General features: G+C 61.1%; 28 protein-coding genes. 9 read left to right on the top strand and 19 right to left on the bottom strand.

Annotation, left to right across the window (positions count from 1 at the left end):
- Positions 1-528 (bottom strand): DinB family protein, encoded by a 528-nt coding sequence (locus tag ACQY47_RS00505; protein ID WP_099549714.1) that lies wholly within the window; start codon positions 526-528, stop codon positions 1-3.
- Between the two features lie 122 nt (positions 529-650).
- Here ACQY47_RS00505 and ACQY47_RS00500 point away from each other — a divergent pair, with 122 nt between their 5' ends.
- A complete protein-coding gene (locus ACQY47_RS00500; RefSeq protein WP_428554590.1) occupies positions 651-1,364 on the top strand; it encodes a tellurite resistance TerB family protein in 714 nt (237 codons plus the stop codon).
- On the opposite strand, the gene ACQY47_RS00495 is transcribed toward ACQY47_RS00500, so the two are convergent.
- The 10 genes from ACQY47_RS00495 to ACQY47_RS00450 all read right to left on the bottom strand — a co-directional run bounded on the left by ACQY47_RS00495 (position 1,361) and on the right by ACQY47_RS00450 (position 10,559).
- Entirely contained in the window at positions 1,361-2,182 is an 822-nt protein-coding gene (locus ACQY47_RS00495; RefSeq protein WP_428554587.1) for a hypothetical protein, read from the bottom strand. The two genes, ACQY47_RS00500 and ACQY47_RS00495, sit on opposite strands and share 4 nt — an antisense overlap.
- Before the next feature lie 18 nt (positions 2,183-2,200).
- Positions 2,201-2,548, bottom strand: a complete 348-nt coding sequence (locus tag ACQY47_RS00490; protein WP_026013827.1) for a DUF2493 domain-containing protein — start codon at positions 2,546-2,548, stop codon at positions 2,201-2,203.
- 65 nt (positions 2,549-2,613) lie between these two features.
- On the bottom strand, positions 2,614-5,328 hold the full coding sequence (gene mgtA / locus ACQY47_RS00485) for a magnesium-translocating P-type ATPase (RefSeq protein ID WP_170037503.1): 2,715 nt from the start codon (positions 5,326-5,328) through the stop codon (positions 2,614-2,616).
- A 235-nt stretch (positions 5,329-5,563) separates the two neighbouring features.
- A complete protein-coding gene (locus tag ACQY47_RS00480) occupies positions 5,564-5,872 on the bottom strand; it encodes a hypothetical protein (RefSeq protein WP_428554582.1) in 309 nt (102 codons plus the stop codon).
- A gap of 318 nt (positions 5,873-6,190) precedes the next feature.
- Positions 6,191-6,802 (bottom strand): LysE family transporter, encoded by a 612-nt coding sequence (locus ACQY47_RS00475; RefSeq protein ID WP_428554579.1) that lies wholly within the window; start codon positions 6,800-6,802, stop codon positions 6,191-6,193.
- A gap of 74 nt (positions 6,803-6,876) precedes the next feature.
- Positions 6,877-7,668: an AraC family transcriptional regulator gene (locus ACQY47_RS00470; protein ID WP_428554576.1), complete on the bottom strand. Its 792-nt coding sequence runs from the start codon at positions 7,666-7,668 to the stop codon at positions 6,877-6,879.
- A 48-nt stretch (positions 7,669-7,716) separates the two neighbouring features.
- Positions 7,717-8,403 carry an arsenical resistance protein ArsH gene (arsH, locus tag ACQY47_RS00465; protein ID WP_170037494.1) on the bottom strand — a complete coding sequence of 229 codons (687 nt, stop codon included), beginning with the start codon at positions 8,401-8,403 and terminating at the stop codon, positions 7,717-7,719.
- A 12-nt stretch (positions 8,404-8,415) separates the two neighbouring features.
- Positions 8,416-8,886, bottom strand: a complete 471-nt coding sequence (locus tag ACQY47_RS00460) for an arsenate reductase ArsC (protein ID WP_428554571.1) — start codon at positions 8,884-8,886, stop codon at positions 8,416-8,418.
- A gap of 13 nt (positions 8,887-8,899) precedes the next feature.
- Entirely contained in the window at positions 8,900-10,183 is a 1,284-nt protein-coding gene (locus ACQY47_RS00455; RefSeq protein ID WP_428554568.1) for an arsenic transporter, read from the bottom strand.
- 19 nt (positions 10,184-10,202) lie between these two features.
- Positions 10,203-10,559 carry a metalloregulator ArsR/SmtB family transcription factor gene (locus tag ACQY47_RS00450; protein WP_138454111.1) on the bottom strand — a complete coding sequence of 119 codons (357 nt, stop codon included), beginning with the start codon at positions 10,557-10,559 and terminating at the stop codon, positions 10,203-10,205.
- 179 nt (positions 10,560-10,738) lie between these two features.
- Here ACQY47_RS00450 and ACQY47_RS00445 point away from each other — a divergent pair, with 179 nt between their 5' ends.
- The 3 genes from ACQY47_RS00445 to ACQY47_RS00435 all read left to right on the top strand — a co-directional run bounded on the left by ACQY47_RS00445 (position 10,739) and on the right by ACQY47_RS00435 (position 12,033).
- Entirely contained in the window at positions 10,739-10,954 is a 216-nt protein-coding gene (locus ACQY47_RS00445; protein WP_017138831.1) for a hypothetical protein, read from the top strand.
- 75 nt (positions 10,955-11,029) lie between these two features.
- Positions 11,030-11,725, top strand: coding sequence for an AzlC family ABC transporter permease (locus ACQY47_RS00440; protein ID WP_017138830.1), 696 nt, complete (start codon positions 11,030-11,032; stop codon positions 11,723-11,725).
- Entirely contained in the window at positions 11,722-12,033 is a 312-nt protein-coding gene (locus ACQY47_RS00435) for an AzlD domain-containing protein (protein WP_017138829.1), read from the top strand. The genes ACQY47_RS00440 and ACQY47_RS00435 overlap by 4 nt, the downstream gene beginning before the upstream one ends.
- Positions 12,034-12,131: 98 nt before the next feature.
- Here ACQY47_RS00435 and ACQY47_RS00430 read toward each other — a convergent pair whose 3' ends face one another.
- On the bottom strand, positions 12,132-12,779 hold the full coding sequence (locus tag ACQY47_RS00430) for a TetR/AcrR family transcriptional regulator (RefSeq protein ID WP_176992183.1): 648 nt from the start codon (positions 12,777-12,779) through the stop codon (positions 12,132-12,134).
- Positions 12,780-12,938: 159 nt separating this feature from the next.
- On the opposite strand from ACQY47_RS00430, the gene ggt reads away from it, so the two are divergent.
- Positions 12,939-14,663, top strand: a complete 1,725-nt coding sequence (gene ggt, locus ACQY47_RS00425; protein WP_428554561.1) for a gamma-glutamyltransferase — start codon at positions 12,939-12,941, stop codon at positions 14,661-14,663.
- Here ggt and ACQY47_RS00420 read toward each other — a convergent pair.
- The 4 genes from ACQY47_RS00420 to ACQY47_RS00405 all read right to left on the bottom strand — a co-directional run bounded on the left by ACQY47_RS00420 (position 14,657) and on the right by ACQY47_RS00405 (position 18,690).
- Entirely contained in the window at positions 14,657-15,778 is a 1,122-nt protein-coding gene (locus tag ACQY47_RS00420; protein ID WP_428554558.1) for an FAD-dependent oxidoreductase, read from the bottom strand. The two genes, ggt and ACQY47_RS00420, sit on opposite strands and share 7 nt — an antisense overlap.
- Positions 15,779-15,798: 20 nt before the next feature.
- Positions 15,799-16,320, bottom strand: coding sequence for an AAA family ATPase (locus ACQY47_RS00415; protein ID WP_017138826.1), 522 nt, complete (start codon positions 16,318-16,320; stop codon positions 15,799-15,801).
- On the bottom strand, positions 16,317-16,880 hold the full coding sequence (pnuC, locus tag ACQY47_RS00410) for a nicotinamide riboside transporter PnuC (RefSeq protein WP_428554555.1): 564 nt from the start codon (positions 16,878-16,880) through the stop codon (positions 16,317-16,319). Before pnuC ends, ACQY47_RS00415 begins: the two co-directional genes overlap by 4 nt.
- A gap of 175 nt (positions 16,881-17,055) precedes the next feature.
- Positions 17,056-18,690 carry a methyl-accepting chemotaxis protein gene (locus tag ACQY47_RS00405; RefSeq protein ID WP_428554552.1) on the bottom strand — a complete coding sequence of 545 codons (1,635 nt, stop codon included), beginning with the start codon at positions 18,688-18,690 and terminating at the stop codon, positions 17,056-17,058.
- Between the two features lie 224 nt (positions 18,691-18,914).
- Between ACQY47_RS00405 and ACQY47_RS00400 the strand changes: the two genes are divergently transcribed.
- The 3 genes from ACQY47_RS00400 to ACQY47_RS00390 all read left to right on the top strand — a co-directional run bounded on the left by ACQY47_RS00400 (position 18,915) and on the right by ACQY47_RS00390 (position 21,533).
- Positions 18,915-19,745: an undecaprenyl-diphosphate phosphatase gene (locus ACQY47_RS00400; protein ID WP_064454929.1), complete on the top strand. Its 831-nt coding sequence runs from the start codon at positions 18,915-18,917 to the stop codon at positions 19,743-19,745.
- Complete coding sequence (locus tag ACQY47_RS00395) at positions 19,742-20,125, top strand: DUF1294 domain-containing protein (protein WP_428554549.1); 384 nt, start codon at positions 19,742-19,744, stop codon at positions 20,123-20,125. The genes ACQY47_RS00400 and ACQY47_RS00395 overlap by 4 nt, the downstream gene beginning before the upstream one ends.
- Before the next feature lie 121 nt (positions 20,126-20,246).
- Positions 20,247-21,533, top strand: a complete 1,287-nt coding sequence (locus ACQY47_RS00390; protein WP_428554546.1) for an amidase — start codon at positions 20,247-20,249, stop codon at positions 21,531-21,533.
- A 4-nt stretch (positions 21,534-21,537) separates the two neighbouring features.
- On the opposite strand, the gene ACQY47_RS00385 is transcribed toward ACQY47_RS00390, so the two are convergent.
- The 3 genes from ACQY47_RS00385 to ACQY47_RS00375 all read right to left on the bottom strand — a co-directional run bounded on the left by ACQY47_RS00385 (position 21,538) and on the right by ACQY47_RS00375 (position 24,289).
- Positions 21,538-21,891, bottom strand: a complete 354-nt coding sequence (locus tag ACQY47_RS00385; protein ID WP_017138820.1) for an MmcQ/YjbR family DNA-binding protein — start codon at positions 21,889-21,891, stop codon at positions 21,538-21,540.
- Complete coding sequence (locus ACQY47_RS00380) at positions 21,888-22,796, bottom strand: LysR substrate-binding domain-containing protein (protein WP_017138819.1); 909 nt, start codon at positions 22,794-22,796, stop codon at positions 21,888-21,890. The genes ACQY47_RS00385 and ACQY47_RS00380 overlap by 4 nt, the downstream gene beginning before the upstream one ends.
- A 113-nt stretch (positions 22,797-22,909) precedes the next feature.
- Positions 22,910-24,289: an NAD-dependent succinate-semialdehyde dehydrogenase gene (locus tag ACQY47_RS00375; RefSeq protein ID WP_428554543.1), complete on the bottom strand. Its 1,380-nt coding sequence runs from the start codon at positions 24,287-24,289 to the stop codon at positions 22,910-22,912.
- A gap of 157 nt (positions 24,290-24,446) precedes the next feature.
- Between ACQY47_RS00375 and ACQY47_RS00370 the strand changes: the two genes are divergently transcribed.
- On the top strand, positions 24,447-25,373 hold the full coding sequence (locus ACQY47_RS00370) for an AraC family transcriptional regulator N-terminal domain-containing protein (protein ID WP_428554540.1): 927 nt from the start codon (positions 24,447-24,449) through the stop codon (positions 25,371-25,373).
- The last annotated feature ends 75 nt before the right edge of the window (positions 25,374-25,448 follow it).

The raw sequence follows: 25,448 nt of genomic DNA, 5'->3' as shown, positions 1-25,448 counted from the left end.
TCAATCAATCAAGGCCAGCAAGTCGGTATCACCGACGTCCACGCCCGCCTGGGTCAGCAACGTGGTTGCCTGGCCTCGGTGGTGGGTCTGGTGGTTGAAAAAATGCACCAGCAGCGCGAAGAACGGCTTGTGGTTCGCCACGCCGCGCATGTTGTGGTACTGCAAGCGCTGGTCCAGATCGGGCTCGCGCAGGCTGTTGGCCCAGTCGATGATCAGTTGGTCAAGCCAGGTGCGGCGGGCCGCCAGCTCGCGCAGGTTGGCGAAAGCCAGTTGCTTCAAGTCAGAGGGCGTGGCAATCGACGTTAATGGCGCCAGCCGGGCAAAGCCTGCCGGATGCTCGGCGAATCGCTTGAGCCACACCGTGTCCCCCAGCGTCAGGTGATTGAGTGTGCCGAGGATCGAGCCGAAGAATGCCTGCCGGTCCGTGGTCAGCTCTGCGTCGGTAAGCTGGCTGGCGGCGGCATAGACTTTGCGGTTCATCCACTGGTTGTAGTCAGCCATCAACACTATGTGCTCAAGACGGTTCACAAGGTTTCTCCTTCAACGTGGTGAGGCCATCATAAGGCGTGCCCGCTCGGCGGTCTTGGTGTTCCTGCGCAGGCGGGCTATGGTTGTTGAACGCCAATATTACGCTGCGGGAGAGTGACACCATGAATACCGGCAATTTACTGGAACAACTGCTGCGTGCCAGCCAGCAAGGCGGCGGCTCAGGCGGTGCGCAGGGCGGTGGGCTCGGCGGCCTGGGTGGTTTACTGGGCGGCCTGTTGAACAGCTCCGGCAGCGGCAGCGCTTCGGCAGGCGGTGGGCTGGGTGGTTTATTAGGTGGCCTGGGCGGATTGTTGGGCGGTGCACCTGCAGGTGGCACCACCCAAACGCGCTCCGGTGGGATGAACTACGCAGCATTGGCCTCCTTGGGCATGGCGGCTTTCCAGGCGTACCAGGCCTGGCAACGCCAGCAGGCCAGCGCACCGCAGCAAGCCATCCAGACGGTTGACCAGCTTGATGGTCAGGAAGCTGAAGCTCATAGCCATGCGGTGTTACGCGCTCTGATCGCGGCAGCGAAGGCCGACGGCAGTATCGATGACAACGAGAAGCAAATGATCTCAGCCGAGATAGGCCGCCATACCGACGACCCTCAGTTGCAGCAGTGGCTCGACGAAGAAGTCGCCAAGCCGCTGAACGCCGCCGACTTTGCCGAATATGCCGCTGACCCGGCGCTGGCGACCGAGGTCTACCTGGCCAGCGTGATGCTGGTCAATGACCAGGCGCCGAAGGAGCGCAGCTATCTAGACGAACTGGCGGCGCAGTTGCGACTCGAACCAGAGTTGCAACTACACCTGGAGCAGCAAGCTAAAAAACCTTAAAAACGCACGGTCGCGCCGGTGGTCAACCATTGGTTGTGATCACCGGTGAGGCTCTGCCCGACCACTACATCCACATCCACCAGCTTGCCCACATGGAACCGCGGCCCGGCCTGCCAAGCCTGGTCACCGCCTTCCTGGCCGTAGCGCTCACCGATCAGCGTGAGCGCGTCTGCCAACTGGTACTCAAAGCCTGCGCCCCACGTCAGGCGGTGGTTTTGTTCTCCGCCGTTGTAGGCATGGGTCCAGCCGCCATTGAGGCTCAGGCGCAATGCCTGCACCGGTTGCCAGGTCAACGGTACATTAAAGTCCGCGCCGTCGAATGCATGCTGGCGGTCCAGGGCAAAGTGGCTGGTGGCAGACACCGCGATTTGCAGCCCCAACGCCTCCTGCGACCACACTTGGGCCTTTACCTGCGGGCTGATTTGCGTCTCGGCTTCCCCCGCATTGCTGGCGCGCGACAGTGCTGCACTCCATTCCACGGCAGGTAGCGCGCTGAAGGTACACGCCGGGTTAAGCGTCTGGTTATGAATGTTGCCTTGATGCCGGTTGGCGGTGTACCAGGCGTCGACGCTGCACTCGCCCGGATCGTTGATCCCGCCGTCGTCGACCACATAGGAGCCGCCGGCCGCCTGGGCTTTGGAAAACAGCGCGATCAGTAAAATAAGGCCCAGTGTGGTGCCGATAAAGATCAGGTTACGTTGCAGCGCGCGGCGCTTGGCCGGTGGCAGCAACAGCAGGGTGTGGCGAGCGCCGCGATAATGGCGCGCGCGATATTTGGCAAACCCGTCGTGACGTTCAGGGCTGTGTTTTTTGTGCATGATGCACCTCGCTTGAATTCAGCTTTCTACGGTCAGCACCGAAATGCCGCTGGCTTTGGCCTGGCAGACCAGCTCCGAGGTGTCGTCACCACCCGGCAGGGCGATGATCACGTCGGGGCGGCTGTCGGCGAGCATGAAATGGTTGCGCTGGCGTTCCGCCTGCTTGCCGTGGCGTTGCCAATTGGGCGGGTAGCGCACCACGTCGATGCTCATTTCCCGCGCCCATTCCTCGATGTCGCTGCCCAGGAACTGGTTGCCGCCGTGTATCAATACCTGCACCGGGCGCAAGCGGTGGTAGGCGTCCAGCACTTGGCGGGTCTTTTTGGTGTCGGCGTAATGACGACCTGCACAGATCAGGATGCGCATAGTCAGGGTCCTTGTGATGCACGGTGGCGATCGGGCGACCGCCACCGTTTAAACGGCGGGGGTGATCAGTACCACTGCTTGAAGCGGCGGATGTAGATCGTTTTCATCAGTTGGGCCACGCAGCAGTAGGCGAGCAGGGTACCGACCAGCCATGGGAAGTACGCCAGCGGTAGCGGCTCCAGGCCCACCAGGGTGCCCAGCGGCGAGAACGGCACGTAGATCCCCAGGCAGATGACGATGGTGGTCATCATCAACACCGGCCAGGCAGCTGTGCTCTGGAAGAACGGGATCTTGCGGGTGCGCAACATATGCACCACCAGGGTTTGCGAGAGCAGGCCCTCGATAAACCAGCCGGACTGGAAAAGCGTCTGCATTTCCACGCTGTTGGCGCTGAACACGTACCACATCAGCGCAAAGGTGGTGATGTCGAAGATCGACGAGGTTGGCCCGATCCAGATCATGAAGCGGCCGATGTTTTTCGCATCCCACTTGCGCGGTTTGGCCAGGTATTCCTTGTCCATCTTGTCCCATGGCAAGGCCAGCTGGGAGATGTCGTACATCAGGTTTTGCAGCAGCAGGTGAATCGCCAGCATCGGCATGAACGGGATGAACGCACTGGCCACCAGCACCGAGAACACGTTGCCGAAGTTGGAGCTGGCGGTCATGTTCAGGTACTTCATGATGTTGCCGAAGGTTTCGCGGCCCTTGAGCACGCCTTCTTCCAGCACCATCAGGCTCTTTTCCAGCAGGATGATATCGGCCGATTCCTTGGCGATATCGGTGCCGCTGTCCACCGAGATACCCACGTCGGCATCACGCAGCGCCGGGGCATCGTTGATGCCGTCGCCGAGGAAGCCCACGGTGTGGCCGTTGGCTTGCAAGGCTTTGAGTACGCGGGACTTCTGCAGTGGCGTGAGCTTGGCAAACACTGTGCGTTCTTCGACGCGACGCAGCAGCGTGGCATCGTCCATCGCTTCGATTTCCACACCCAGCAGCGGCTGGCCGGGCTCCAGGCCGACCTGGCGGCAGATCTTGCTGGTGACCACAGCGTTGTCACCGGTCAACACTTTTACCGCTACGCCGATTTGTTGCAGCGCGGCAATCGCCGGGCCTGCGGTTTCCTTCGGTGGATCAAGGAAGGTCAGGAAGCCCTGGATCACCAGGTTGCGCTCATCGGCCGTGGTGTACTGCTGGCGCGCCATGGATTTAGGGATATTGCGGGTCGCCACCACCAAGACGCGGAAGCCGTCTTCGTTGTAGTCGTTGGCCAATGCCAACAGTTCTTCACGGCGTTGATCATCCAGCGGCACGGCGGTGCCACCTTCGAGCATGTGCGTGGAGATGCTCAACATCTCTTCCACGGCGCCCTTGCACACCAGCAACTGGTCGCCGGCCGTGTCGCGCACCACAATCGACAAGCGACGGCGTACGAAGTCGAACGGCAGTTCATCGACCTTGCTGTAGGCCAGTGGTAGCTGGAACTTGGGGTTCTGCTCCGAGAACTGCACCACGGCCTGGTCCATCAGGTTCTTCATGCCGCTCTGGTGGAAGCTGTTGAGCCAGGCCAGGGACAGCACCGCGTCATCACGCTGGCCGAAGGCGTTGACGTGATGCTCGAGGATGATCTTGTCCTGGGTCAGCGTGCCGGTCTTGTCGGTGCACAACACGTCCATCGAACCGAAGTTCTGGATCGCATTGAGGCGCTTGACCACCACTTTGCGCTTGGCCATGGCGGTAGCCCCCTTGGCCAGGTTGGCGCTGACGATCATCGGCAGCATTTCCGGGGTCAGGCCCACGGCCACCGCCAGGGCAAACAGGAACGCATCGCCCCAGTCACCCTTGGAGAAGCCATTGAGGAAGAACACGATCGGCACCATCACCAGCATGAAGCGGATCAACAGCCAGCTGACGCTGTTCACCCCACGGTCGAAGGCGGTTTGCACGCGGGAGCCGACAATTGCCTTGGCCAGGGAGCCGAAGTAAGTGCGCGGCCCGGTAGCGACCACCACGGCCTTGGCGCGGCCGCTGACCACGTTGGTGCCCATGAAGCAGATGTTCGGCAGGTCCAGCAGGTTGCCTTGGTCGGCCGCCAGTGTAGAGGCGGATTTTTGCGTGACATCGCCCAGGGTGTCGTACTTCTCTACCGGCAAGGCTTCGCCGGTCAGCACGGCCTGGCTGATAAACAGGTCGCGGGATTCGATCAGGCGGATATCGGCCGGAATCATGTCGCCGGCAGACAGCTGCACGATGTCACCGGCGACCAGGTCGCGCATCGGCACTTCGCGCAGGATCGGCTGGCTGCCGACTTGCTCGCGGCGCAATACGGTGGCGGTGGTGCGCACCATGGCTTTGAGGGCTTCGGCGGATTTGGCCGAGCGGTGCTCCTGCCAGAAACGCAGCAGGCTGCTGAGCAGCACCATGGTCATGATGATGATGACCTTGGTCAAATCCACTTCTTCACCGGCCTGCAATGGTAACCAGTAGTCAGTGACAAAGCTGATCCCGGCGAGCGTCAGCAGTACATAGATGAACGGGTTGTTCAGTGCCTGCAGGAACTGGACGATGGCGTGAGGCGGCTTGTCGTGGGCCACTTCGTTGTAGCCTTCGCGTTGCAGACGTGCCGAGGCGTCCAGTTCGGTCAGGCCGTCCTGGGTGGCACGCACATTGGCGAGGGTGGCCGACAGGCCGTTCTGGGCTTCACGGGCGGCACGCATCGACAGTTTGGTGTCGGTGTCGGTGCCATTCTTTTTGTGCAGAGGCGTGTTTTTTACGGCGCTCATTGTCTGTACTCCTGTCGCCAATTCTCGACAAAACATACCCGGTACTTACCTGAATACAGGCGAGCGAAAGCATGCCGAGCCGCGGACTTCGCGATCGGTTTAAATAGGGTGTTCACATAACTTCTACAGCGCCCGCCAAGTGCGCGTTAGTTAACTGGCGCGCAGCGGGCTACTACTGGATGTGTTCATAACGAACTCCAGAATAATTATCAGGAAGTTGCTGTTTCCAGCTGGTTTAAGCGGCGCGATTGCTCAGGTAAAAACCGAGCAACAGGCTGGCTTGAGCCAGGGTGGAAACCTGAGGTCTCTGCGGGTCTTGAGGGTCAGCGTGGTCCCAGTGCTGCAGCAATTGGCCGCTGGCAGGGCAGACACGCCAGTGCGCCAGCGGGGGAGCTGGGCGCAGCTGATCTTTACTGGCTAGGGGAGAGGGTGCAGCAAAGGCCGAGCGGGTAGGTGAAAAGCCAGCGGGCTCGCGGCACAGCTTGGCGCGCAGGGCTGCGGCTAGCGTGCGAATGTCAAGCAAAACAATCAGTTGAAAGGTCATAACACACCTCGGGACCGGACGGGCGACCGGTGAGGCAGTTACGGTGGAGCATCAAGCTCTAGCGCAGCTTACCGGACCTGGAAGGCGAGTCCTGTCATATTCTGGGTTTGGCGCCCGATGCCCGCGTGAACGGTGCTCGGACAGCGACTAGATACTGTGTCCATTGGCTTCTTTTGTGAGGTTTAAAAAAGGCCCCAGTTGTGGGCAGGGGCAATCTACTTAGCTGGTTGCAAAATGTCAACGCAGGATGAGTTAAATTACCCTGTGTTCAGAGTTCATTCAGATAAGAGGCGCAGACAAGTTTCACCTTATATAACTTCATATGCCTTGCGCGGCCAGAACTGCCAGATAAATCAATACCACACCACAGGCGCCATAACTGATGCGTTGCCATAACGCTGAGGCGTTCTTGCGCAGCAGGTTGACCAACGCTGCAATCAGAAAGCAGGACAACACCGAGGCCAGCATAAAGCCTGCAAAAAACATCAGTGTTTGCCCATGGCTGGGCGCAGCCCCGACGATGCCGGACAAGGCGCTGCCCAGCGCGCCCCAATAGACGATGTTTTTCGGGTTAGCCAGTGAAATCGCCGCGCCCACCGCCAGCGCATTTTGCCCGGAGCTGGCGGGCGCGTCGCTCGCCTCGGGCAAGCGCCAGGCATCAATCAAGCTGCGGATACCCAGCCAGGCCAGGTACAGCGCGCAGACCACCGTCAGGGGTACACGCACCGCGTCATGCTGGATCAGCAAGGCGATGCCGGTAAGGCCGATCACCGCCCATACCGCATCGCCTACCAATGAGCCGATCTGCACCAGCAAGGCCGGGGTAAAACCGTGCAGCAAGCCACGGCGCAACGTTTCCGCCAGCACGGCACCGGGCGAGAGGCAAAACACAAAACCGAATACCAGCGCATAAAAGAAGATCGTCAACATGCCCGCGTTCCTTCAAGAAAGTCCAGGCAGTGTGGCGATGGGGAAAGCGTTCGTCTTGAACCAGATTGCGCTGTTCAGCGCTTCAACACGCTTTGATAGCGGCCGGGCGTGATGCCATAGGCGGCGCGAAAATGGCGGTTGAGGTGGCTTTGGTCAGCAAAGCCCAAGTCATGGGCGACTTCGCCGGCCGCCACCCCGTTGCGCAACAGGCCTTTGGCGCGGCGGGTGCGCAGTTGCATCGCCCACTGGCGCGGGCTGAGTCCGGTTTCCTTCTGGAAAGCGCGCAGCAGATGGAATTTGGACAATCCCAGCTCATCGCCGAGGTGGCCTAGAGGCAACCCTTGATGCAAGTGTGCAGCGAGCAATTCCTGGGCGCGGTTGATCATGCTTTTGCCCGTTGCCATGCTGCCAGGCACACGTACACCACTGACGCCGACCACTTCACCCAGTAGCAACACCAACGCCTCTTCATTGAGATCGCGGACCAATGCATCGGTACTCAAGGCGCCTTTCACCGCTACCGCCAGGCGCTGCGCCAGATCAGGTTGGAAGCACAACGAGCGATCGAACTCCAGCTGCGCCAACCCAAGGTCAGCCGCCAGCTGATCGGCTGTGGCATACAGGCTGACAAAGTGCCAAGGCGCGCCTTGCGCCGCGCCGCCGCCCTGAATCTGACCGGGGTTATACAGGGTAATGCTGCCCGGCCCGGCCTCGAATTCGCGGCGGTCCAGCCAGACCTTTTCCTCACCGACCAGGTTGACGCCGATTACACACTCATCATGGCTGTGTCTGGCAAAGGTCAGGCCCGTGCAGGCTGTACTGCTGACTTCGTAGTTGCCCAGCAAGGCGTGGTGCAGAGTGCTCATGATTCAGCTCAGGATGCGGTTGGCGCGAGCATACGCCAGCAGGGCTGCTCAAATCGACCGTTGGTTGACACGCTGCGACAGCTCATCGGCGCTTTCCTTACGCTCTGAATAGCGGTCCACCAGCTCCGGGCGATCACGCAGCAAAACGGTGAACTTCACCAACTCTTCCATCACATCCACCACGCGATCGTAAAGCGCCGATGGTTTCATGCGGTCCTGGTCATCGAACTCCATGAACGCCTTGGGCACCGAGGATTGGTTGGGGATCGTGAACATGCGCATCCAGCGCCCCAGCACGCGCAGTTGGTTGACGGTGTTGAACGATTGCGAGCCGCCGGACACCTGCATCACCGCCAGCGTTTTGCCCTGGGTCGGGCGAACGGCGCCGAGGGCCAGCGGCACCCAGTCGAGCTGGGCCTTGAACACTGCCGACATCGAACCGTGGCGCTCGGGCGAGCACCACACCTGGCCTTCGGACCATTGCATCAGGTCCAGCAGCTCCTGGACTTTAGGGTGATCGATGGGCGCATCGTCGGGCAACGGCAGGCCCGAAGGGTTGAAAATCCGCGTGTCGGCTCCGAAGTGGCGCAACAGCCGCGCGGCTTCTTCCACCAGCAAGCGGCTGAATGAGCGCGGGCGTGTGGAGCCGTAAAGCAGCAGGATGCGCGGCGGGTGGCCTGGCCCGACAGGCAGCGGGCCTGCGAGGGTGCTGTTGAGATTGGGCAGGGTGGTCATTGTGTTCTCCGGTTAAAGCGCTGCGATGCGGGCCAGTTCTGCCTTCAACTCGGCAGGGCTGAGTTGGGCGAAGGGCAAGGCCAGGAACGCCTTGCAACGCCTTTCGATGGTGCTGAGCGTGGCCTCGAAGGCGGCGTCTACACGGGCCTCGTCACCCTGAACATCCGACGGGTCTTCCAACCCCCAGTGCGCCTTCACCGCCGGCCCGAAATACACCGGGCACGCTTCGCCCGCAGCTTTGTCGCACACTGTAATCACCACATCCGGCGGGCTGCCCTCAAAGGCCTCATTGCCCTTGCTGTACAAACCTTCGGTACTGATGCCCGCTGCCTGCAACGTGCTGAGGCTGCGCGGCAGCACCTGGCCCTTGGGGAAACTGCCGGAGCTGATCGCCTCGAAACCTGCCGGCGCCAGGTGGTTGAACATCGCCTCGGACAAGATGCTGCGGCAGCTGTTGGCGGTACACATGAACAGGACTTTCATAGCGGTATTTCCTTCAGAGACTCAGGCGCAAGGCGAGGGCGGCGAGGGTGATCAACAGCACCGGCAAGGTCAGCACGATGCCGACCTTGAAGTAATAACCCCAAGTGATGGTGATGCCTTTGCGCGCCAGGATATGCAGCCACAGCAAGGTGGCCAGGCTGCCGATCGGAGTGATTTTGGGGCCCAGGTCGCTGCCGATCACGTTGGCGTAGATCATCGCGTCCTTGACCACGCCCACGGCATGGCTGGACTCGATCGACAGCGCGCCGATCAGCACCGTCGGCAGGTTGTTCATCGCCGACGACAACAGCGCCGTCAGCACGCCGGTGCCCATGGCCGCGCCCCACACGCCGTAGGTGGCAAAAGTGTCGAGCCAGGTCGCGAGGTAGGTGGTCAGGCCGGCGTTACGCAGGCCGTAGACCACCAGGTACATGCCCAGGGAAAAGATCACGATCTGCCACGGCGCTTCTCTCAATACTTTGCGCGTAGAGATCTTGTGGCCCTTGGCGGCGATCACCAGCAGCAATACGGCGCACACGGCAGAAATCGCACTGATGGGAATGCCCAGCGGCTCTAGCGCGAAACAGCCCACCAGCAAGATACCCAGCACCCACCAGCCCGCGCGGAAGGTCGCACGATCATGGATGGCGCTGGCGGGGTCTTCCAGGTCGGCCGGGTCGTAGGCTTGGGGAATGTCGCGGCGAAAGAACCACAGCAGCACCGCAAGGGTGGCGGCGACACTGACGAAGTTCACCGGCACCATTACTGCTGCGTACTCGTTGAAGCCGATCTTGAAGTAATCCGCCGAGACGATATTCACCAGGTTCGACACCACCAGCGGCAAGCTCGCGGTATCCGCGATAAACCCAGCGCCCATGACAAACGCCAGGGTGGCCGCCGGGGAAAAGCGCAAGGCCAGCAGCATCGACATGACGATGGGCGTGAGGATCAACGCGGCGCCGTCGTTGGCAAACAGCGCCGAGACCAGCGCGCCCAGCAACACCATATAGGCAAACAGCCGCCGGCCACGCCCACGGCCCCAGCGCGCCACGTGCAGGGCGGTCCAGGCAAAGAAGCCGGCTTCGTCGAGCAGCAGGCTGATGATGATCAGCGCAACAAAGGTGCCGGTGGCGTTCCAGATGATGTGCCACACCACCGGAATATCCGCCAGGCTGATCACCCCGCAGGCCAGGGCCAGAATGGCGCCCATGCTTGCACTCCAGCCGACCCCGAGGCCTTTGGGCTGCCAGATGACCAGAACGATGGTGAAGATAAAAATGCCAATTGCGACAAGCATGAATAAACGCTCCGATGGCTCAGCAGCAGGTGCTGGCCCGTTGTGGTCGGTCACCCATGGCATCAAGACGCTGCGCGTCGTGGTGCAACCAGGGTTGGTTGGCTTGCAAGGTAGTGTCCAGCACTTGCGTGACCCAGGCGGGCAGTGCCGGGTTGATGCGGTAGTAGATCCATTGGCCCTGACGACGATCCAGCAGCAGCCCGCAACTGCGCAGTTGCGCCAGGTGCCGCGAGATCTTTGGCTGGCTGTCGTCCAGAGCATGGATCAGTTCGCACACGCAAAGTTCGCCTTCGCGCAGGATCAATAACGTCAAGCGGGCGCGAGTCGCGTCAGCCAGGCATTTGAACAGGGTGGGCGGTGAGAAGGGGGCCGACATGATCAGGGTCTTCTTTGTATATGGTTATCCGAATATACGAATATCCATATGTGTAGGTCAATTCCTGAATTCGATTGATGTGGATCAAACCCCGCTCAATCCACCACAAGTGACTGAAATTAAAATGAAACACGAATGTCCTAAAGTGCCTGCCCATTGCTGATGAAGGATGAACCCGCGTGACCCGTGCCACTCGCAACCTGCGCAAGACCCTCGATTCCGTCGCGGACAATAACGAAACCGCGGCGTTTGACCTGATGCGCGCCGTCGAAAAGCTCGGCGATGAAGTGCTGCGCCAACGCCTGCTCAACACCATTCACCGGCTCAATCAGGACGCCCATGAATTGCGTGAGGCGCGCGACTCGGTGGAGCAGGTATCGGTCAAGCTCGCCTGAGTGAGCAAGATCGTTCAAGACAACCCGCTTTAAACGCTGGCATGCTTGTCGACTGTCTGTCGATGAGCCGTCTCCATGCCCACTGCCTTACCGCATTACGCCTTCGCCCGCGGCGCTATCGCCGTTATCCCGTTATCCCTGGCCTGTGCGCCGTGGGGGCTGCTCGCCGGCTCCATGGCCATTGATGCGCAATTTACCCCGCTGCAGGCCCAGGGCTTGTCCGCCATCGTGTTTGCCGGTGCCGCGCAGCTGGTGGCCATCGGCATGGTCAAGAGCGGCGCCAGCCTGATCTCGATCGTGCTGACCACGCTGCTGCTGACTTCCCAACATTTGCTCTACGGCATGCACATGCGCCCGACACTCTCGTCACTCAACGCCCGCTGGCGCATGAGCCTGGGCTTTCTGCTGACCGATGAGTTCTTCGCGCTGGTCAACCACTATGACCGCGAGACGTTCAATCGCTGGTATGCGCTGGGGGTGGGCCTGACGTTCTACATCGCCTGGAACCTCTTCACCCTGGCTGGCATCGTGCTTGGCAAAAGCATTCCCGGGCTTGACCAGTTGGGGTTGGAGTTTTCGATTGCCGCCACCTTTATCGCGTTGATCACACCCGTGGTGCGTGATGTGCCGACGGTTGTGTGCGTGGCGGTGTCGTTGCTGTTTTCGGTGTGGTTGAGCTTTTTGCACTGGGAGTCGGCGGTGGTGGTGTCCGGGGTGTTGGGCATGAGTGCGGGGTTTGCCTGCAAGCGGCTGGGGGTAGGGCAGAAGTGATCTACATCATGATTGTGGCCATGGGGCTGGTGGTTTTCCTTAACCGATACCTGTTTATCGAGCCGCGCCTGCCGGTACGGCTTAATCGGGGGGCGCGGGAGTTCCTGGGGTTTGCGGTGCCGGGCATGCTGACGGCGATCTGCGGGCCGATTATTTTTCTCGCTGATCACACGCTGAATTTGAGCCCGACGAATCCTTACTTGCTGGCGGGAGTCTGCGCGGTGGCCTTGATGTTTTGGACACGTAGCGTGTTGATTACGGTGCTGTTGAGCATGGGATTGTTTTATTTGTTTCGGTGGTGCTTTTGAGAGGGGCTATGGGTGTATATCCGTTGCTGCGGTGACGGATATGTACACCAAAAGACCGCCATCGCAGGCAGGCCCGCTCCCACAGGATGAGCCGGTTGCTACAGTGGAATCGGCGTTACACCACGCAGCACCAAGTCACTGATAAACCCCAGCCAATCCTGCTGATGCTCCTTATCCCCCAAGTCTTCACCCAGGAACGAACTGAGCGTGTGGCGGTTGGAGTTGTAGAAGTAGCAGAGCGAGGCAATCATCAAATACACGTGCTTGAGGTCGATGTCCTGGCGAAACACACCTTGGGCCTGGCCGGCTTCGATGATCGGGCGCAAGACGCCAACCGCTTCGCCCGACAACCTGCGCATCTCGCCGGACTGCTGGGCATGCTTGCCCTGGTGCAGATTCTCGATGCTCAGGATCGCTACGAACTCGGGGTGCTTGACGTAGTAGCTCCAGATAAATGCCACCCGTTCACGCAAGGCTTGCACGGGGTCTCCCAGGTCCAGCTTGAGTTTGCTTTCGGCCTTATTGAACTGTTCATAGACATGTTCCAGCACACAGACGAACAGGTGTTCCTTGCTGCCGAAATAGTAATAAAGCATGCGGTCGTTGGAGTCGGCGGCCTTGGAAATAGTGTCGACGCGCCCACCGGAATAGCCGTCGCGAGTGAACACCTTGACTGCCGCCTGCAAGATACGCGCACGTGTCTGGTCGGCCTGTTGCGCTCGAATTCCGGTCTTCTTGATCGCCATCACAAAGCGCCTTGCCGCCAGTCTGGGCGCGAAATATAGCATGGGCTTTTTCGTGCCCGTTCTATGACCGACAAGTTCTGTAATAAAAACGCCATTGCGCTGGGGATTGGATCCTAGTCGGGCTATTTTGGTGCACCTCAATAAATAGAGTAGCCATGGATGAAATACCAACCCTTCAGCCTTACCCTGATTGCCACTGCGCTGGTGTTGACGGTCAACGGCGTGCAAGCCGCCTCACAAGCCCCGGTGGCCGGTGAAAACGGCATGGTGGTGACCGCCCAGCATTTGGCCACTCATGTTGGCGTGGATGTACTCAAGGCCGGCGGCAACGCGGTGGATGCGGCGGTTGCCGTGGGCTATGCGCTGGCCGTGGTGTACCCGGCAGCGGGCAACCTCGGTGGCGGTGGCTTTATGACCGTGCAGCTGGCAGATGGGCGCAAGACCTTCCTGGACTTCCGTGAAAAAGCCCCGCTGGCGGCCACTGCCGACATGTACCTGGACAAAGACGGCAAGGTGATCGACGGCCTCAGCGCCAAGGGCCACTTGGCCGTCGGCGTACCCGGCACCGTGTCCGGCATGGAAACCGCGCTGAACAAATACGGCACCCTCAAGCGCGCCCAGGTGATTGCCCCGGCGATCAAACTGGCCGAAAACGGCTTTGAACTGGAGCAGGGCGATATCGACCTGCTGCACACCGCCACCGGCGAGTTCGAAAAAGACAAAGACCTGCGCGGGATCTTCCTGCACAACGGCCAACCGATGCAGGTCGGCCAGAAACTGGTGCAGAAAGACCTGGCCAAGACCCTCAAGGAAATCTCCGCCAAGGGCACCGACGGCTTTTATAAAGGCTGGGTGGCCAAGGCGCTGGTGGATTCCAGCCAGGCCGGCAAGGGCATCATCACCCAGGCCGACCTCGACAAATACAAGACCCGCGAACTGGCGCCCATCGAGTGCGATTACCGTGGCTACCACGTGGTCTCGGCACCGCCGCCAAGCTCCGGCGGTGTGGTGATCTGCCAGATCATGAACATCCTCGAAGGTTACCCGATGGCCGACCTCGGCTATCACTCGGCCCAAGGCCTGCACTACCAGATCGAAGCGATGCGTCACGCTTACGTGGACCGTAACAGCTACCTGGGTGACCCGGATTTCGTCAAGAACCCTATCGCGCACCTGTTGGACAAGGACTACGCCGCCAAGCTGCGTGCCGCCATTGAGCCGCAGAAGGCGGGTGATTCCCAGGCGATCAAGCCGGGTGTGTCGCCCCATGAAGGCAACAACACCACGCACTATTCGATCGTCGACAAGTGGGGTAACGCGGTGTCCGTGACCTACACCCTCAACGACTGGTTCGGTGCCGGCGTGATGGCGAGCAAGACCGGGGTGATCCTCAACGATGAAATGGACGACTTCACCGTCAAGGTCGGTGTGCCGAACATGTACGGGCTGGTGCAGGGCGAAGCCAACGCCATCGCACCGGGCAAGGCGCCGCTGTCGTCGATGAGCCCGACCATCGTCACCAAGGATGGCAAGGCGGTGATGGTGGTCGGTACACCGGGCGGCAGCCGGATCATCACCGCTACCTTGTTGACCATCCTCAATGTCATCGACTACAAGATGAACATCCAGGAAGCGGTAGACGCGCCGCGTTTCCACCAGCAGTGGATGCCGGAGACCACCAACCTGGAAACCTTCGCGGTCAGCCCGGACACCCAGAAGATTCTCGAAAGCTGGGGCCACAAGTTTGCCGGCCCCCAGGATGCCAACCACTTGGCGGCGATCCTGGTGGGTGCGCCTTCGCTGGGTGGCAAGCCGGTGGGCAACAACCGTTTCTACGGGGCTAACGACCCACGCCGCAATACCGGGTTGTCGCTCGGTTACTGAGGTGTGAGGTGTTGATTCAGGAAGGCCAGGGACAGCGCCAGGCTGTCGTGGGATAACTGGATGGCGGCGCCCTCGGCGCTGCCCTGGGCTGCCGGTATCACCCGTTCGAACATGTGGTTTTCATACGCCTGCACTGCGGCTGAGCAGTCAGGCGTGTGGAGCAACTGCTGGGCCAGTTCGGCCGCATCGAGCATCGCGGCATTCACGCCTTCGCCGCCAAACGGCGACATCAGGTGCGCCGCATCCCCAATCAACGTCAACCCCTGGCGGTGGACCCAGCGATGGCCCACCGGCAGGGCGTGGATGTGCCTGGCCAGGACGCTTTCATTTGCCGCTTCAAACAGCGCCAGAATGTCCGGGTGCCAGCCTGCAAACTGAGCCTTGAGTGCAGGCAGGCTGAGGTGGTCGGCTGCCCACTCGGTGGGCACGCGAAAAATCGCATACCCGCGCAGATGCGCATGGGCGTTGCGCTGCACGATGATCGCCTTGGCGCCGCCTTGCACTTGCAGGCTGCCGCGCCCCACCAGCGTGGCAATGTGCGGGTGTTGGCGGTCGACATCATCGATGCCGAATTCGATAAACGTCAGCCCGCTGTACTGCGGCAGGTAGGGCGAGAGCAATGGGCGCAGTTTGGACCAGGCGCCATCGGCACCGACCACCAGGTCGAAGGGGCCGTGGGTGATCTCGCCTTGATGCAGTGTCCAGCGTGCAACACCGGCCGGGCGGATGTCATTGATGCTCACACCCCATTGCACACAGCCTTCAGGCAGCGAATCCAGCAGGATCTGGCGCAACTGGGTGCGGTCGACTTCCGGGCGCTCGCCGTCATCGGGGTTGGGGGCTTCGAACAGCAGATGGCCGTGCTGATCCATCAGGCGCGCGCCTTGGTCTTCATAGCGCGCGATACGCCGGAAGGCGTCTTCCAGCCCGGCCTGCTGCAGCGCCAGTTGGCCGGATTCGACATGCAGATCCAGGGTGCCGCCCTGGGGGCGTTCCAGCGGCCCGCGTTCGCGTTCGAATACGCAGGCGGCCACGCCGTGGCGGTGGAGGATACGCGCCAAGGTCAAACCGCCGGGGCCGGCGCCGACAATGGCGATACGCAGTGAGGTATTCATATGGGTTGTCCTCGGCACGGCTAGGCAAGCAGTTGCTCCACCGCCTCAAAGGCTATGGCGCGGCGTGCTTCCCAGTCGCCACGAATCACCAGGGCGGGTTGCTGATGCTGTTCGATCCAGTCCAGGCTGCCCTGGAAAAACACCCGGCGATCCGCCAGTTCCGGCTGGCAGCGCTGGCCGTCGGCGCTCCATTCCACGTCCTCGGGGGACAGCAACAGGTGCAGGTCGTAATGGCGGGCCAGCAACTCATCATCCAGCCACGCCGGGTAATCACCGAACAGGGTCTGGCTCCAGAGTTTGTTGGTCAGCAGGTGGGTGTCGAGGATCAGCAGGCGAGGCTGCTCGGCGCGCGCAGCGTCTTCCCAGGCCAGTTGGCCACGGGCGATGGCCGGGATGTCCGCCAGGGTGGTGTCGCGCTGGTAATGGTCGATGAAGTAGCGCACGTATTCACCCACCATCAGCCCACCGAAACGGGCGTGCAGTTGCGCGGCCAGCCAGCTTTTGCCGCTGGATTCGGGGCCGGCCAATACCACCACTTTCATGCGTGCAACGCCGGGTCGGCGCGCCATTCACGCCAGCCCTGCACGGCGATCACGGTGAACAGTGCATACAGCGCGGCGGTGAGGTACAGGCCTTTGTAGAGGAACAGGCCGACGAAGATCACGTCCACGGCGATCCACAGCGGCCAGCATTGCACGCGTTTTTGCGCCATCCACATTTGCGCCACCAGGCTGAAACCGGTGAGTGCGGCGTCGAGCCAGGGTTGCGCGGCATCGGTCCAGTGGGCCATGGCGGCGCCGAGCAGGCCACTGAACACGGCACCGACGGTGAGGCTGACCATGATCGCGGACCAGCCCAGGCTGGTGACCTGGCGACCCTGCGCGACCTCACCGGCGCGGGTCCACTGCCACCAGCCGTAGAGTTGCAGGGCGGCGTAGACCACTTGCAGGAGCATGTCGGAATAGAGTTTTACGTCGAAGAACACCCAGGTGTAGAGCAGCACCATCACCAGGCCGATGGGCCAGCACCAGGGGTTTTGCTTGACCGTCAGCCAGACAGCGATCACCCCCAGGGCGGCGGCGAACAATTCAAGCCCGGACATGGCGGTTCCTTGGGAGAGTGGGTGAGGGCGGTGATTGTAACCAGAGGTGAGGCATCTTCACACTGTGGGAGCTGGCTTGTCGAATCGTCGCACCGCTGCGATAGCATCACCTCGGTGTGGCTGATTTACCGAGGTGATGCTATCGCAGGCAAGCCAGCTCCCACAGGGGCTCGCCTCAGATCTTGAACTGGCGCAACAACCCTCCAAGCTGCTCACTCAACCCACGCAAATGCGCGCTCGCCACACTGGACTGCTCCGCCGCCAGCGCCGTGCTGTGGGACAAACCCGCCGCCTGGGTGACGTTCTGGTTGATATCCTCCACCACGTGCGCCTGTTGCAAGGTCGCGCTGGCGATCGAGGCATTCAGCCCATTGAGGTTGCGCAACGCCTGGCCAATGGCGGTGAGGCTCGCACCTGCCTGGCCAGCTTGTTCAATGGTCAGTTGCGAGGCACTGTGGCTGTCGCTGATCACTTTGACCGCTGCTTCCGAATGCCCTTGCAGGCGCTCAATCATCACCTGGATTTCGGCGGTGGATTTCTGCGTGCGCTGGGCCAACAGCCGCACTTCATCGGCGACCACGGCAAACCCGCGACCCTGTTCACCGGCACGCGCCGCCTCGATGGCGGCGTTGAGGGCCAACAAGTTGGTCTGGTCGGCAATCGAACGGATCACTTCCAGCACACCACCAATCTGTGTACTTTCGCTGGACAGCGTGCGGATCACCTCCACGGCCTGGCTGATGGTGCTGGAGAGCTGGTCGATCTGTTGCAGGCTGCCGTCGATATTCACTTGGCCCTGCTGCGCCTGGGCCTGGGCGTCGCGCATTTCGCTGGCGGCATGCTCGGCATTTTTTGCCACGTCCTGCACGCCATAGGTCACTTCGTTGATCGCGGTAGCCACCAGCTCCATCTGCTGGGATTGTTGCTGGCTACGGTCGTGGGCCTGGCTGGCATTGGTGCCCAGTTCCGTGGAAGATTGGCCCAGCGCGTTGGCACACTCCTGTAATTGGCCGACCACCTGGCGCAGCTTGGCGGTAAAGCTATTGAAGTGCTGCGACAATTGAGTGACCTCGTCGCGCCCGTGGGTGTCGAGGGTGCGGGTCAGGTCGCTTTCGCCGCTGGCAATATTGCCCATGGCATTCACTGCCGTCTGCAATGGATGCACAATGCTGCGCGCGATCAGGATCACCAACAGCGCCATCAGCAGCGCAATGCCCAGGCCGATCAATGAGGCTTTCCACACCTGGCCGGTGAATTCGGCCTGCACATCGTCCACGTACACGCCCGAGCCGATAATCCAGCCCCACGGCTCGAACAGTTGGATATACGAGGTCTTCTCCACCGGCGCGTCGGCGCCCGGTTTGGGCCAGCGATAGTTGACGATGCCGGCGCCCTTGGCCTTGGCCAGGATCACAAATTCATTGAACACCGCAAAACCGTCCGGGTCGCGGATTGCCGAGAGGTTCTGGCCGTCGAGCTTGGGGTTGGCCGCGTGCATGATCATCACGGGCGTCAGGTCGTTGATCCAGAAGTAATCATCGTGGTCGTAGCGCAAGCCACGGACTGCGCTGAGGGCTTGCTGTTGCGCGGCCTCGCGGGTGAGAACGCCGGTTTTTTCAAGGTTCTGGTAGTAAGCCAGCACGCCGCTGGCGGTTTGCACCACGTGCTGGGTCTGCTGGCGTTTGGCCTGGTAGAGGTCGCCATGGATCTGCTTTAGCATCAACAGCCCCAAGGTTAGCAGCATCAACACGGCGACTATCAGGATCAGCCAAAGACGGCGGCTGATCGACATGCTGCGCAAACTGTTCATCGTCCTGTCACTCCGTGCTTTTTATAATTGTGTGCTGCATCGACAATTCCAGCTTGTCTGATAGGCTTTCGGCCTGTAATCGAAAAACCTGAGTACTCCCTGATTTTTCACGAAATTTTTGCGCACGGCTGGTGAAAATCCGCAGCGCATCACGATTGCACGTGGTCAGTGAACATTAAAAAGACAGACAAGGCATGCCGCAGCGCATGACCTTTGGGGGATACATGGATTTTTGGACCGCCATACAGGCATTGATTCTTGGCGTGGTGGAGGGGCTGACCGAGTTCCTGCCGATCTCCAGCACCGGGCACCAGATTATCGTCGCCGACTTGATCGGCTTCGGCGGAGAACGCTTTGAAGCGTTCAACATCATTATTCAACTGGGCGCGATCCTCGCGGTGGTCTGGGAGTTTCGGCGCAAGATCCTCGACGTGGTGATCGGCTTGCCGACCCAGCGCAACGCCCAGCGCTTTACCGTCAACCTGATCATCGCAGTGCTGCCGGCGGTGGTGTTGGGGGTGATTTTTGCCGACCTGATCAAGCATTACCTGTTTAACCCGATCACGGTGGCCACCGCGCTGGTGGTGGGCGGGGTGATCATGCTGTGGGCCGAGCGCCGCCAACATGCAGTGCACGCTGAAACGGTGGATGAGATCACCTGGAAAGACGCGCTCAAGGTCGGTGTGGCCCAGTGCCTGGCAATGATTCCAGGCACTTCGCGCTCCGGCGCGACCATTATCGGCGGCCTGTTGTTCGGCCTGTCGCGCAAGACCGCCACCGAGTTCTCGTTCTTCCTGGCCATGCCGACCATGGTCGGCGCTGCCGTGTATTCGGGCTACAAGTACCGTCACCTGTTCCAGCCCGATGACTTGCCGGTGTTTGCCATCGGCTTTGTCACCTCGTTCATCTTCGCGATGATTGCGGTCAAGGCGTTGCTCAAGTTTATCGCCAGCCACAGTTACGCGGCGTTTGCCTGGTATCGGATTGCGTTTGGCCTGGTGATCCTGGCGACCTGGCAGTTTGGCTGGATCGACTGGACGGCGGTCAAGCCATGAGCATTCAACACCCGCGCTTGAAGGTGTTCATCTTTGTTTTGTTGTGCGCCGCGCCGCTGACTGGCGCGGCACTGTTGTGGTATCGCGGCGAGACGCTGATCCCGCTGGCCGCCTATGGCGTGGTCAGCGTGGTGGCGTTTTTCCTGTACTGGGGCGACAAACGCAAGGCCCAAGCCGAAGGCCCGCGCGTGCGCGAAAATATCCTGCATGCCGTGGAGCTGGCGGGCGGTTGGCCGGGGGCGCTGATTGCCCAGCAGGTGTTTCGCCACAAGACGCGCAAGGTGTCGTATCAGGTGCTGTTCTGGGTGATTGTGTTGCTGCACCAAGTGTTCTGGCTGGACCAGCTGTTCCTGGGCGGCACGCTGCTCTCGGTTTTATAGTGTTGATGCGTCTGGGATATTTCCTACGCGATTGCGGGAGGCAGCTTACCCAGACGGCCCTGTAAACCAGCAACAGGCTCGCGTTATGCTTCGGGCACTTGAGCGCACGGGGCCCACACGAATGTCTTTTTCAGATTCATTGCTTCATCATTCGGCAACTGAGCTTGCAGCGCTGATTCAACAACGCAAGTTTACTTCCACCGCCATCGTCAGTTTTTACCTTGCGCGTATCGAGGCGCTCAACCCCTCGGTCAACGCGCTGGTGCAGGTCTGTGCCGATACGGCGTTGGCCGATGCCTGGGCGGTTGATCGTGCTATTGCCCAAGGCGAGTATGGCGGCGTGTTGCAGGGCGTTCCCTTCACGGTCAAAGATGTTTTCGATACCCGTGGGGTGGTGTCGGCAGCGGGTCTGGTTGATCGGGCTCATTATTGTCCTCAGCACGATGCTGTTGCAGTGACGCGCATGAAAGCGGCCGGCGCCATTCTTTTGGGTAAAAGCAACTGCCCGCCGGGCGGTGGCGGTGGAGTGACCGATAACCCGGTCTACGGCGCTACCCGTAACCCCCATGCGCTGTCCCATGGCCCCGGCGGCAGCAGCGGTGGCGAAGCTGCTGCGGTGGCTGCCGGCCTTTCGCCGCTGGGGCTGGGCAGCGATTCGGGTGGCAGCCTGCGCATACCGGCGCATTTTTGCGGAGTCAGTACCTTGAAGCCCACCACGGGCCGGGTGCCCAACACCGGGGTTTTCGATCACCCGGGTGGGTTGAGTGATAGCCGCAGCCAGATCGGCCCGATGGCCCGGCATGTCGAAGACCTGGACCTGGTGTTCCGGGTGATCGCCGGTGAGGATGGGCACGATTGTGGGGTGATTCCAATGCCGCTGCCGGATATGCCTCCACAGGCACTGAATGGTTTGCGCGTCGCCTGGTACAGCGAGGGCGGCATCGAACCGATAGACACGTGTACCCAGGTCACGCTGCAGGTGGCTGCCGACTTGCTGGCAGGTGCGGGCGTCGTGGTCCGTCAGGCGTTCCCTTCGGCATTGCGTAATGCTCGCGATATTACCGAGCGCTACTGGGCAATGGGCAAAGGCTCCGGGGCACAGGCGATACAGTTGCTCTCGGATTGGGATCAGTTTCGCAGTGCCATGCTGGGGTTCATGGCGGACTACGACATTATCCTGTGCCCGGTTGACGCGGCCCCGGCGCCGCTGCTGGGCACCGCCCGGCCAGGGTTGTTCAGCCATACGCTGCCATACAGCCTGGCCGGCTGGCCCTGTGTGGTGGTGCGCGCCGGTACTGCTGACTCGGGTTTGCCGGTGGGTGTACAGATCGTTGCACGGCCCTGGCACGAGCATTTGGCGCTGGCGGCGGCGAGGGCCATTGAGCGCGCACTGCCGTTTGCGCGTTGAACCATCAATCCAGCTTCAGTCCCACCTGCGCGCGCTTGGGCAATTTGCTTACCACCAACTGGTGCGAGCGCTGCAACAGGCCACGCAGTTCCTCGGCGCCCAGCGGGTAGGGCGTGTTCATGATCACCCACTGCGCCCGCGCCAGGTACGGCGCGGGGTGGATGCCAGGGCGGTCCACATGGCCGAGGAACAGCTCCTTGTCGACCTTGAACGCCAGCGAGTCACCGCGCAGGTTCTGCAGGGCGAACATCTTGTTGCCGGCAATCGAGAACACGCGCACGCCGCCCCACTTGTAGTCTTCCCGCGCGCCGGGCAGGCCCAGGCAGAATGCCGCGACTTGTGCTTCGCTCATCTTCATAGCAAACGGTCTCCGCAACCCTTGAAGGCTTCTTCCAGATAGTCGATCCAGGCCCGAATCGCCGGTAACACGCCACGGCGGTGCGGGTAGACCGCCTGCAACCAGCCGCCCGGCGAAGACCATTGCGGCAGCAACTGCACCAATTGGCCGCTGGCCAGCTCCTCTTCGCAATACATCATTGGCAGCAGGGTAAAGCCCAGGCCCTGCAAGGCGCAGGCTTTGCGCACGATAAAGTCGTCGATGCCCAGGCGCGCTTCCATGGATAGGTTTTCGGTATTGCCCTGCGGGTCGATCAACCGCAAGTGCACCAGGCGATCGGCCTCAAGCGCAGCGAGTACCGGCAATTGCTTGAGATCGTCCGGGGTGTTGATTTGGCGGCCTTGCAGGAACTGCGGGCTGGCCACCAAGACTGTCTGGGCCTGGCGCAGGCGCTTGGTCACCAGCAACGGGTCTTCATCGCCCAACTCGCGCACGCGCAGGGCCACATCGATACCTTCGGCCACCAGGTCGACGCGTCGGTTGACCAGGGTCATTTCCAGCTGCACCAGTGGGTGAGCGGCGAGAAAGCCGGCAACGATGCCTGGCAACATGTGCTGCGCCATGCCCACCGGACAACTCACGCGCAGGCGCCCGCGGGGTTCGCTGGACATGCTGGCCACGGCCTCGTCGGCCATTTCCGCTTCCAGCAGCATCGCCTGGCAATGGCGCAGGTAGCGCTCGCCGACGGCAGTGAGGGTCAATTGCCGCGTGGTGCGTTGCAACAGGCGGGCGCCAAGGCGTTCTTCCAGTTCGGCGATGCGCCGCGACAGCCGTGACTTGGGAATCCCCAGCAGCCGGCCGGCCGCCGCAAAGCCGCCGGCTTCGACGACTTTGGCGAAGTAGTAGAGGTCGTTGAGGTCTTGCATGGTCAACCTATTGTCCTGTCAGTGGGACGAACTATCCGCGTGTGGCGTGCGCAAATCCAGCCTAAAAAAAAGCCAGCACCTTGCAGGCACTGGCTTTTGGAGGGTGAGAGGGCTTAGAACTGCGCCCCCGCCATCAACACATACTTCACGTGCACGTACTCCTCGATCCCGTAATAGCTGCCTTCACGCCCATAGCCGGACTGCTTGATGCCACCAAACGGGACCGACGCCGTGCCCACAGAACCCGAGTTTAGGATCACCATGCCGGCCTCCAGTTGACGTGACAGGCGCAACGACCGGCCCAGCGCGCTGGTGTAGGCATAGGCCACCAGGCCGAACTCGGTCTGGTTGGCGCGGGCGATGACTTCTTCTTCGTCCTTGAACGAGTAGACGGCGAACACGGGGCCGAAGATCTCCTCGGTCGCCAGCGGTGAATCGTCCTGCAAGCCGGTCAATACGGTCGGTTCATAGAACAGCCCGCCCTTGGCGTGGGGTTTGCCGCCCATCAGCACGTTGGCGCCCGCCGCCTTGGCGTCCTCGACCAGACGCACGACTTTGTCAAAACCCAGTTGATTGACCAGCGGCCCGACCACAAAGCCTTCGCGCAGGCCCTGGTCCACTTCGATGGTGGCGACGGCAGCCTTCATGCGTTCGATAAAGCCTTCGAGAATGCTGTGCTGCACAAAGATCCGGTTCGGCGAGATGCACACCTGGCCCGAGTTGCGCAGTTTGGCGCCGACCAGTCCTTTTACCGCTTCATCCAGGTTGGCGTCCTCAAACACAATAAACGGCGCATTGCCGCCCAGCTCCAGGGTCATCTTCTTGATAGTCGCTGCGCACTGCGCTGCGAGCAATTTGCCCACACCGGTGGAGCCGGTGAACGAGATCTTGCGGATACGTGGGTCGCCAGTGAGGATCAGGCCGATCTCCTTGGGATCACCCACCACCACTTCAAGCACACCGGCTTCGATACCGGCCTTGCGTGCGTAGTCCAGCAGTTTGAGGGCGGTGAGCGGTGTGTCTTCGGCGGGCTTGATCACCATGGTGCAGCCAGCGGCCAGGGCCGTGGCGACTTTGCGGGTGATCATCATGAACGGGAAGTTCCACGGCGTAATGGCCGCTACCGGGCCGATGGCTTCCTTGGTCACCACCACAGTGGCGTTGCGGTCGTGGGTGGGGATGGTGTCGCCGTAGACGCGCTTGGCTTCTTCGGCGTACCACTCGATAAAGCCCAAACCGTAGTCGACTTCACCTCGGGCTTCGCTCAGGCACTTGCCGTTTTCACGGCACAGCAGTTCGGCGAAGGCCTCCTTGTCCGCCTTAACGCTGTCGTGCCAGCGGCGCAGAATGTCGCTGCGCTCCTTGGCGAGTTTGCCGGACCATTCGGGGAAGGCGGCGCAGGTGCGGTCAACGGCGGCCTTGACCTGGGCTGAGGTGTGCTTGGTCACACGGCCGATTTCTTCGCCGGTGGCAGGGTTGTAGACGATAAGCATGGGCAAACTCCGAAGGCTGAAAGTGCTGTTTCAGGCTACGGAACACTGCGGTTTGAGCGAATATCCATTCCAATGTGCTGATTGCCTATTCCTATGAGTGCATAGCCATATCGGTGTTTGCGCAGTACCGTGCTGTTTTCGCCAGGAGCCATGCGCCATGGGCCGCACCCACAAAATCATCGAGCTGATGGGGCGCTTGGCGCCTGTCGAAGGCTATAACCTGAGCGCTCTGGAGGATGTGCGTTTCCTGCGCTCAAATCGGCCGCTGCACCGGGTGTCGGTGCTGTACGACCCCGGCATCGTGATCGTCTGCCAGGGGCGCAAGCGCGGTTACCTGGGTGAAGAGATCTACCTGTACGACGCCCAGCATTACCTGGTGGTGTCGGTGCCGGTGCCGTTCACCATGGAAACCGAGGCCAGCGAAGCAGAGCCGATGCTGGCGGTGTACTTGCGCCTGGATTTCACCCTCGCCGCCGAATTGATGTTGGCGCTGGATGCGTTTCCCGAATTGCTCGAAGCCAAGCCGCGCGGCATGTATTCCTCGCCCATGGACGACAAACTCAGTGAGTCGCTGCTGCGGTTTCTCGAAGCCATGAGTGCGCCGATGGAGGCACAGGTTCTCGGCCCCGCGCTGATGCGCGAGATCTACTACCGCATCCTTACAGGCGAGCAGGGCGGTTCGATGCGCGCCGCGCTTAACCGCCAAGGCCAGTTCGGCAAGGTGGCACGCGCAATCCGCAAGATTCATGGGGACTACCACCAGCACCTGGACGTGGAAGCGTTGGCGCGCGAGGCGATGATGAGCGTGCCGAGTTTTCATGCGCACTTTCGCACGGTCACCGACACCTCACCGATGCAATACCTCAAGTCCACGCGCCTGCACCAGGCGCGTTTGCTGATGCTGCGCAACGACATCACTGCCGCCACGGCATGTGCCCAGGTGGGCTATGAGAGTGCCTCGCAGTTCAGCCGAGAGTTCAAGCGCTTGTTCGGGCGTACGCCCCAGGAGGAGATTCAGTGGATGAAACGCACCTATGCGTTGCCGGCGCCCTCGTCGGCGTCTATTTATGTGTCGTCGCACTGAGTTGGCGAGCTGATTGTCCTACTGGCAGGACGAACAATCACATTTGTGCCGTCTAATCGACTATTGGGTTCATGT

Origin of the sequence: Pseudomonas edaphica, assembly GCF_965277385.1 — a bacterium.
Taxonomy (GTDB): Bacteria; Pseudomonadota; Gammaproteobacteria; order Pseudomonadales; family Pseudomonadaceae; genus Aquipseudomonas; species Aquipseudomonas edaphica.
This window is presented reverse-complemented; position numbering and strand designations above follow the sequence as displayed.

What these genes read in the sequence shown, in the direction of transcription:
- ACQY47_RS00395 (WP_428554549.1), top strand. Translation starts at nt 19,742, where the DNA reads ATGAGCATTCAACACCCGCGCTTGAAGGTGTTCATCTTTGTTTTGTTG.
- ACQY47_RS00380 (WP_017138819.1), bottom strand. Translation starts at nt 22,796, where the DNA reads ATGCAAGACCTCAACGACCTCTACTACTTCGCCAAAGTCGTCGAAGCC.
- ACQY47_RS00490 (WP_026013827.1), bottom strand. Translation starts at nt 2,548, where the DNA reads ATGCGCATCCTGATCTGTGCAGGTCGTCATTACGCCGACACCAAAAAG.
- pnuC (WP_428554555.1), bottom strand. Translation starts at nt 16,880, where the DNA reads ATGTCCGGGCTTGAATTGTTCGCCGCCGCCCTGGGGGTGATCGCTGTC.
- ACQY47_RS00475 (WP_428554579.1), bottom strand. Translation starts at nt 6,802, where the DNA reads ATGTTGACGATCTTCTTTTATGCGCTGGTATTCGGTTTTGTGTTTTGC.
- mgtA (WP_170037503.1), bottom strand. Translation starts at nt 5,328, where the DNA reads ATGAGCGCCGTAAAAAACACGCCTCTGCACAAAAAGAATGGCACCGAC.
- ACQY47_RS00400 (WP_064454929.1), top strand. Translation starts at nt 18,915, where the DNA reads ATGGATTTTTGGACCGCCATACAGGCATTGATTCTTGGCGTGGTGGAG.
- ACQY47_RS00375 (WP_428554543.1), bottom strand. Translation starts at nt 24,289, where the DNA reads ATGCTTATCGTCTACAACCCTGCCACCGGCGAAGAAATCGGCCGTGTG.
- ACQY47_RS00420 (WP_428554558.1), bottom strand. Translation starts at nt 15,778, where the DNA reads ATGAATACCTCACTGCGTATCGCCATTGTCGGCGCCGGCCCCGGCGGT.
- ACQY47_RS00500 (WP_428554590.1), top strand. Translation starts at nt 651, where the DNA reads ATGAATACCGGCAATTTACTGGAACAACTGCTGCGTGCCAGCCAGCAA.
- ACQY47_RS00495 (WP_428554587.1), bottom strand. Translation starts at nt 2,182, where the DNA reads ATGCACAAAAAACACAGCCCTGAACGTCACGACGGGTTTGCCAAATAT.
- ACQY47_RS00440 (WP_017138830.1), top strand. Translation starts at nt 11,030, where the DNA reads ATGCCCACTGCCTTACCGCATTACGCCTTCGCCCGCGGCGCTATCGCC.
- ACQY47_RS00385 (WP_017138820.1), bottom strand. Translation starts at nt 21,891, where the DNA reads ATGAAGATGAGCGAAGCACAAGTCGCGGCATTCTGCCTGGGCCTGCCC.
- ACQY47_RS00430 (WP_176992183.1), bottom strand. Translation starts at nt 12,779, where the DNA reads ATGGCGATCAAGAAGACCGGAATTCGAGCGCAACAGGCCGACCAGACA.
- ACQY47_RS00450 (WP_138454111.1), bottom strand. Translation starts at nt 10,559, where the DNA reads ATGTCGGCCCCCTTCTCACCGCCCACCCTGTTCAAATGCCTGGCTGAC.
- ACQY47_RS00455 (WP_428554568.1), bottom strand. Translation starts at nt 10,183, where the DNA reads ATGCTTGTCGCAATTGGCATTTTTATCTTCACCATCGTTCTGGTCATC.
- ggt (WP_428554561.1), top strand. Translation starts at nt 12,939, where the DNA reads ATGAAATACCAACCCTTCAGCCTTACCCTGATTGCCACTGCGCTGGTG.
- ACQY47_RS00415 (WP_017138826.1), bottom strand. Translation starts at nt 16,320, where the DNA reads ATGAAAGTGGTGGTATTGGCCGGCCCCGAATCCAGCGGCAAAAGCTGG.
- ACQY47_RS00480 (WP_428554582.1), bottom strand. Translation starts at nt 5,872, where the DNA reads ATGACCTTTCAACTGATTGTTTTGCTTGACATTCGCACGCTAGCCGCA.
- ACQY47_RS00390 (WP_428554546.1), top strand. Translation starts at nt 20,247, where the DNA reads ATGTCTTTTTCAGATTCATTGCTTCATCATTCGGCAACTGAGCTTGCA.
- arsH (WP_170037494.1), bottom strand. Translation starts at nt 8,403, where the DNA reads ATGACCACCCTGCCCAATCTCAACAGCACCCTCGCAGGCCCGCTGCCT.
- ACQY47_RS00405 (WP_428554552.1), bottom strand. Translation starts at nt 18,690, where the DNA reads ATGAACAGTTTGCGCAGCATGTCGATCAGCCGCCGTCTTTGGCTGATC.
- ACQY47_RS00470 (WP_428554576.1), bottom strand. Translation starts at nt 7,668, where the DNA reads ATGAGCACTCTGCACCACGCCTTGCTGGGCAACTACGAAGTCAGCAGT.
- ACQY47_RS00370 (WP_428554540.1), top strand. Translation starts at nt 24,447, where the DNA reads ATGGGCCGCACCCACAAAATCATCGAGCTGATGGGGCGCTTGGCGCCT.
- ACQY47_RS00460 (WP_428554571.1), bottom strand. Translation starts at nt 8,886, where the DNA reads ATGAAAGTCCTGTTCATGTGTACCGCCAACAGCTGCCGCAGCATCTTG.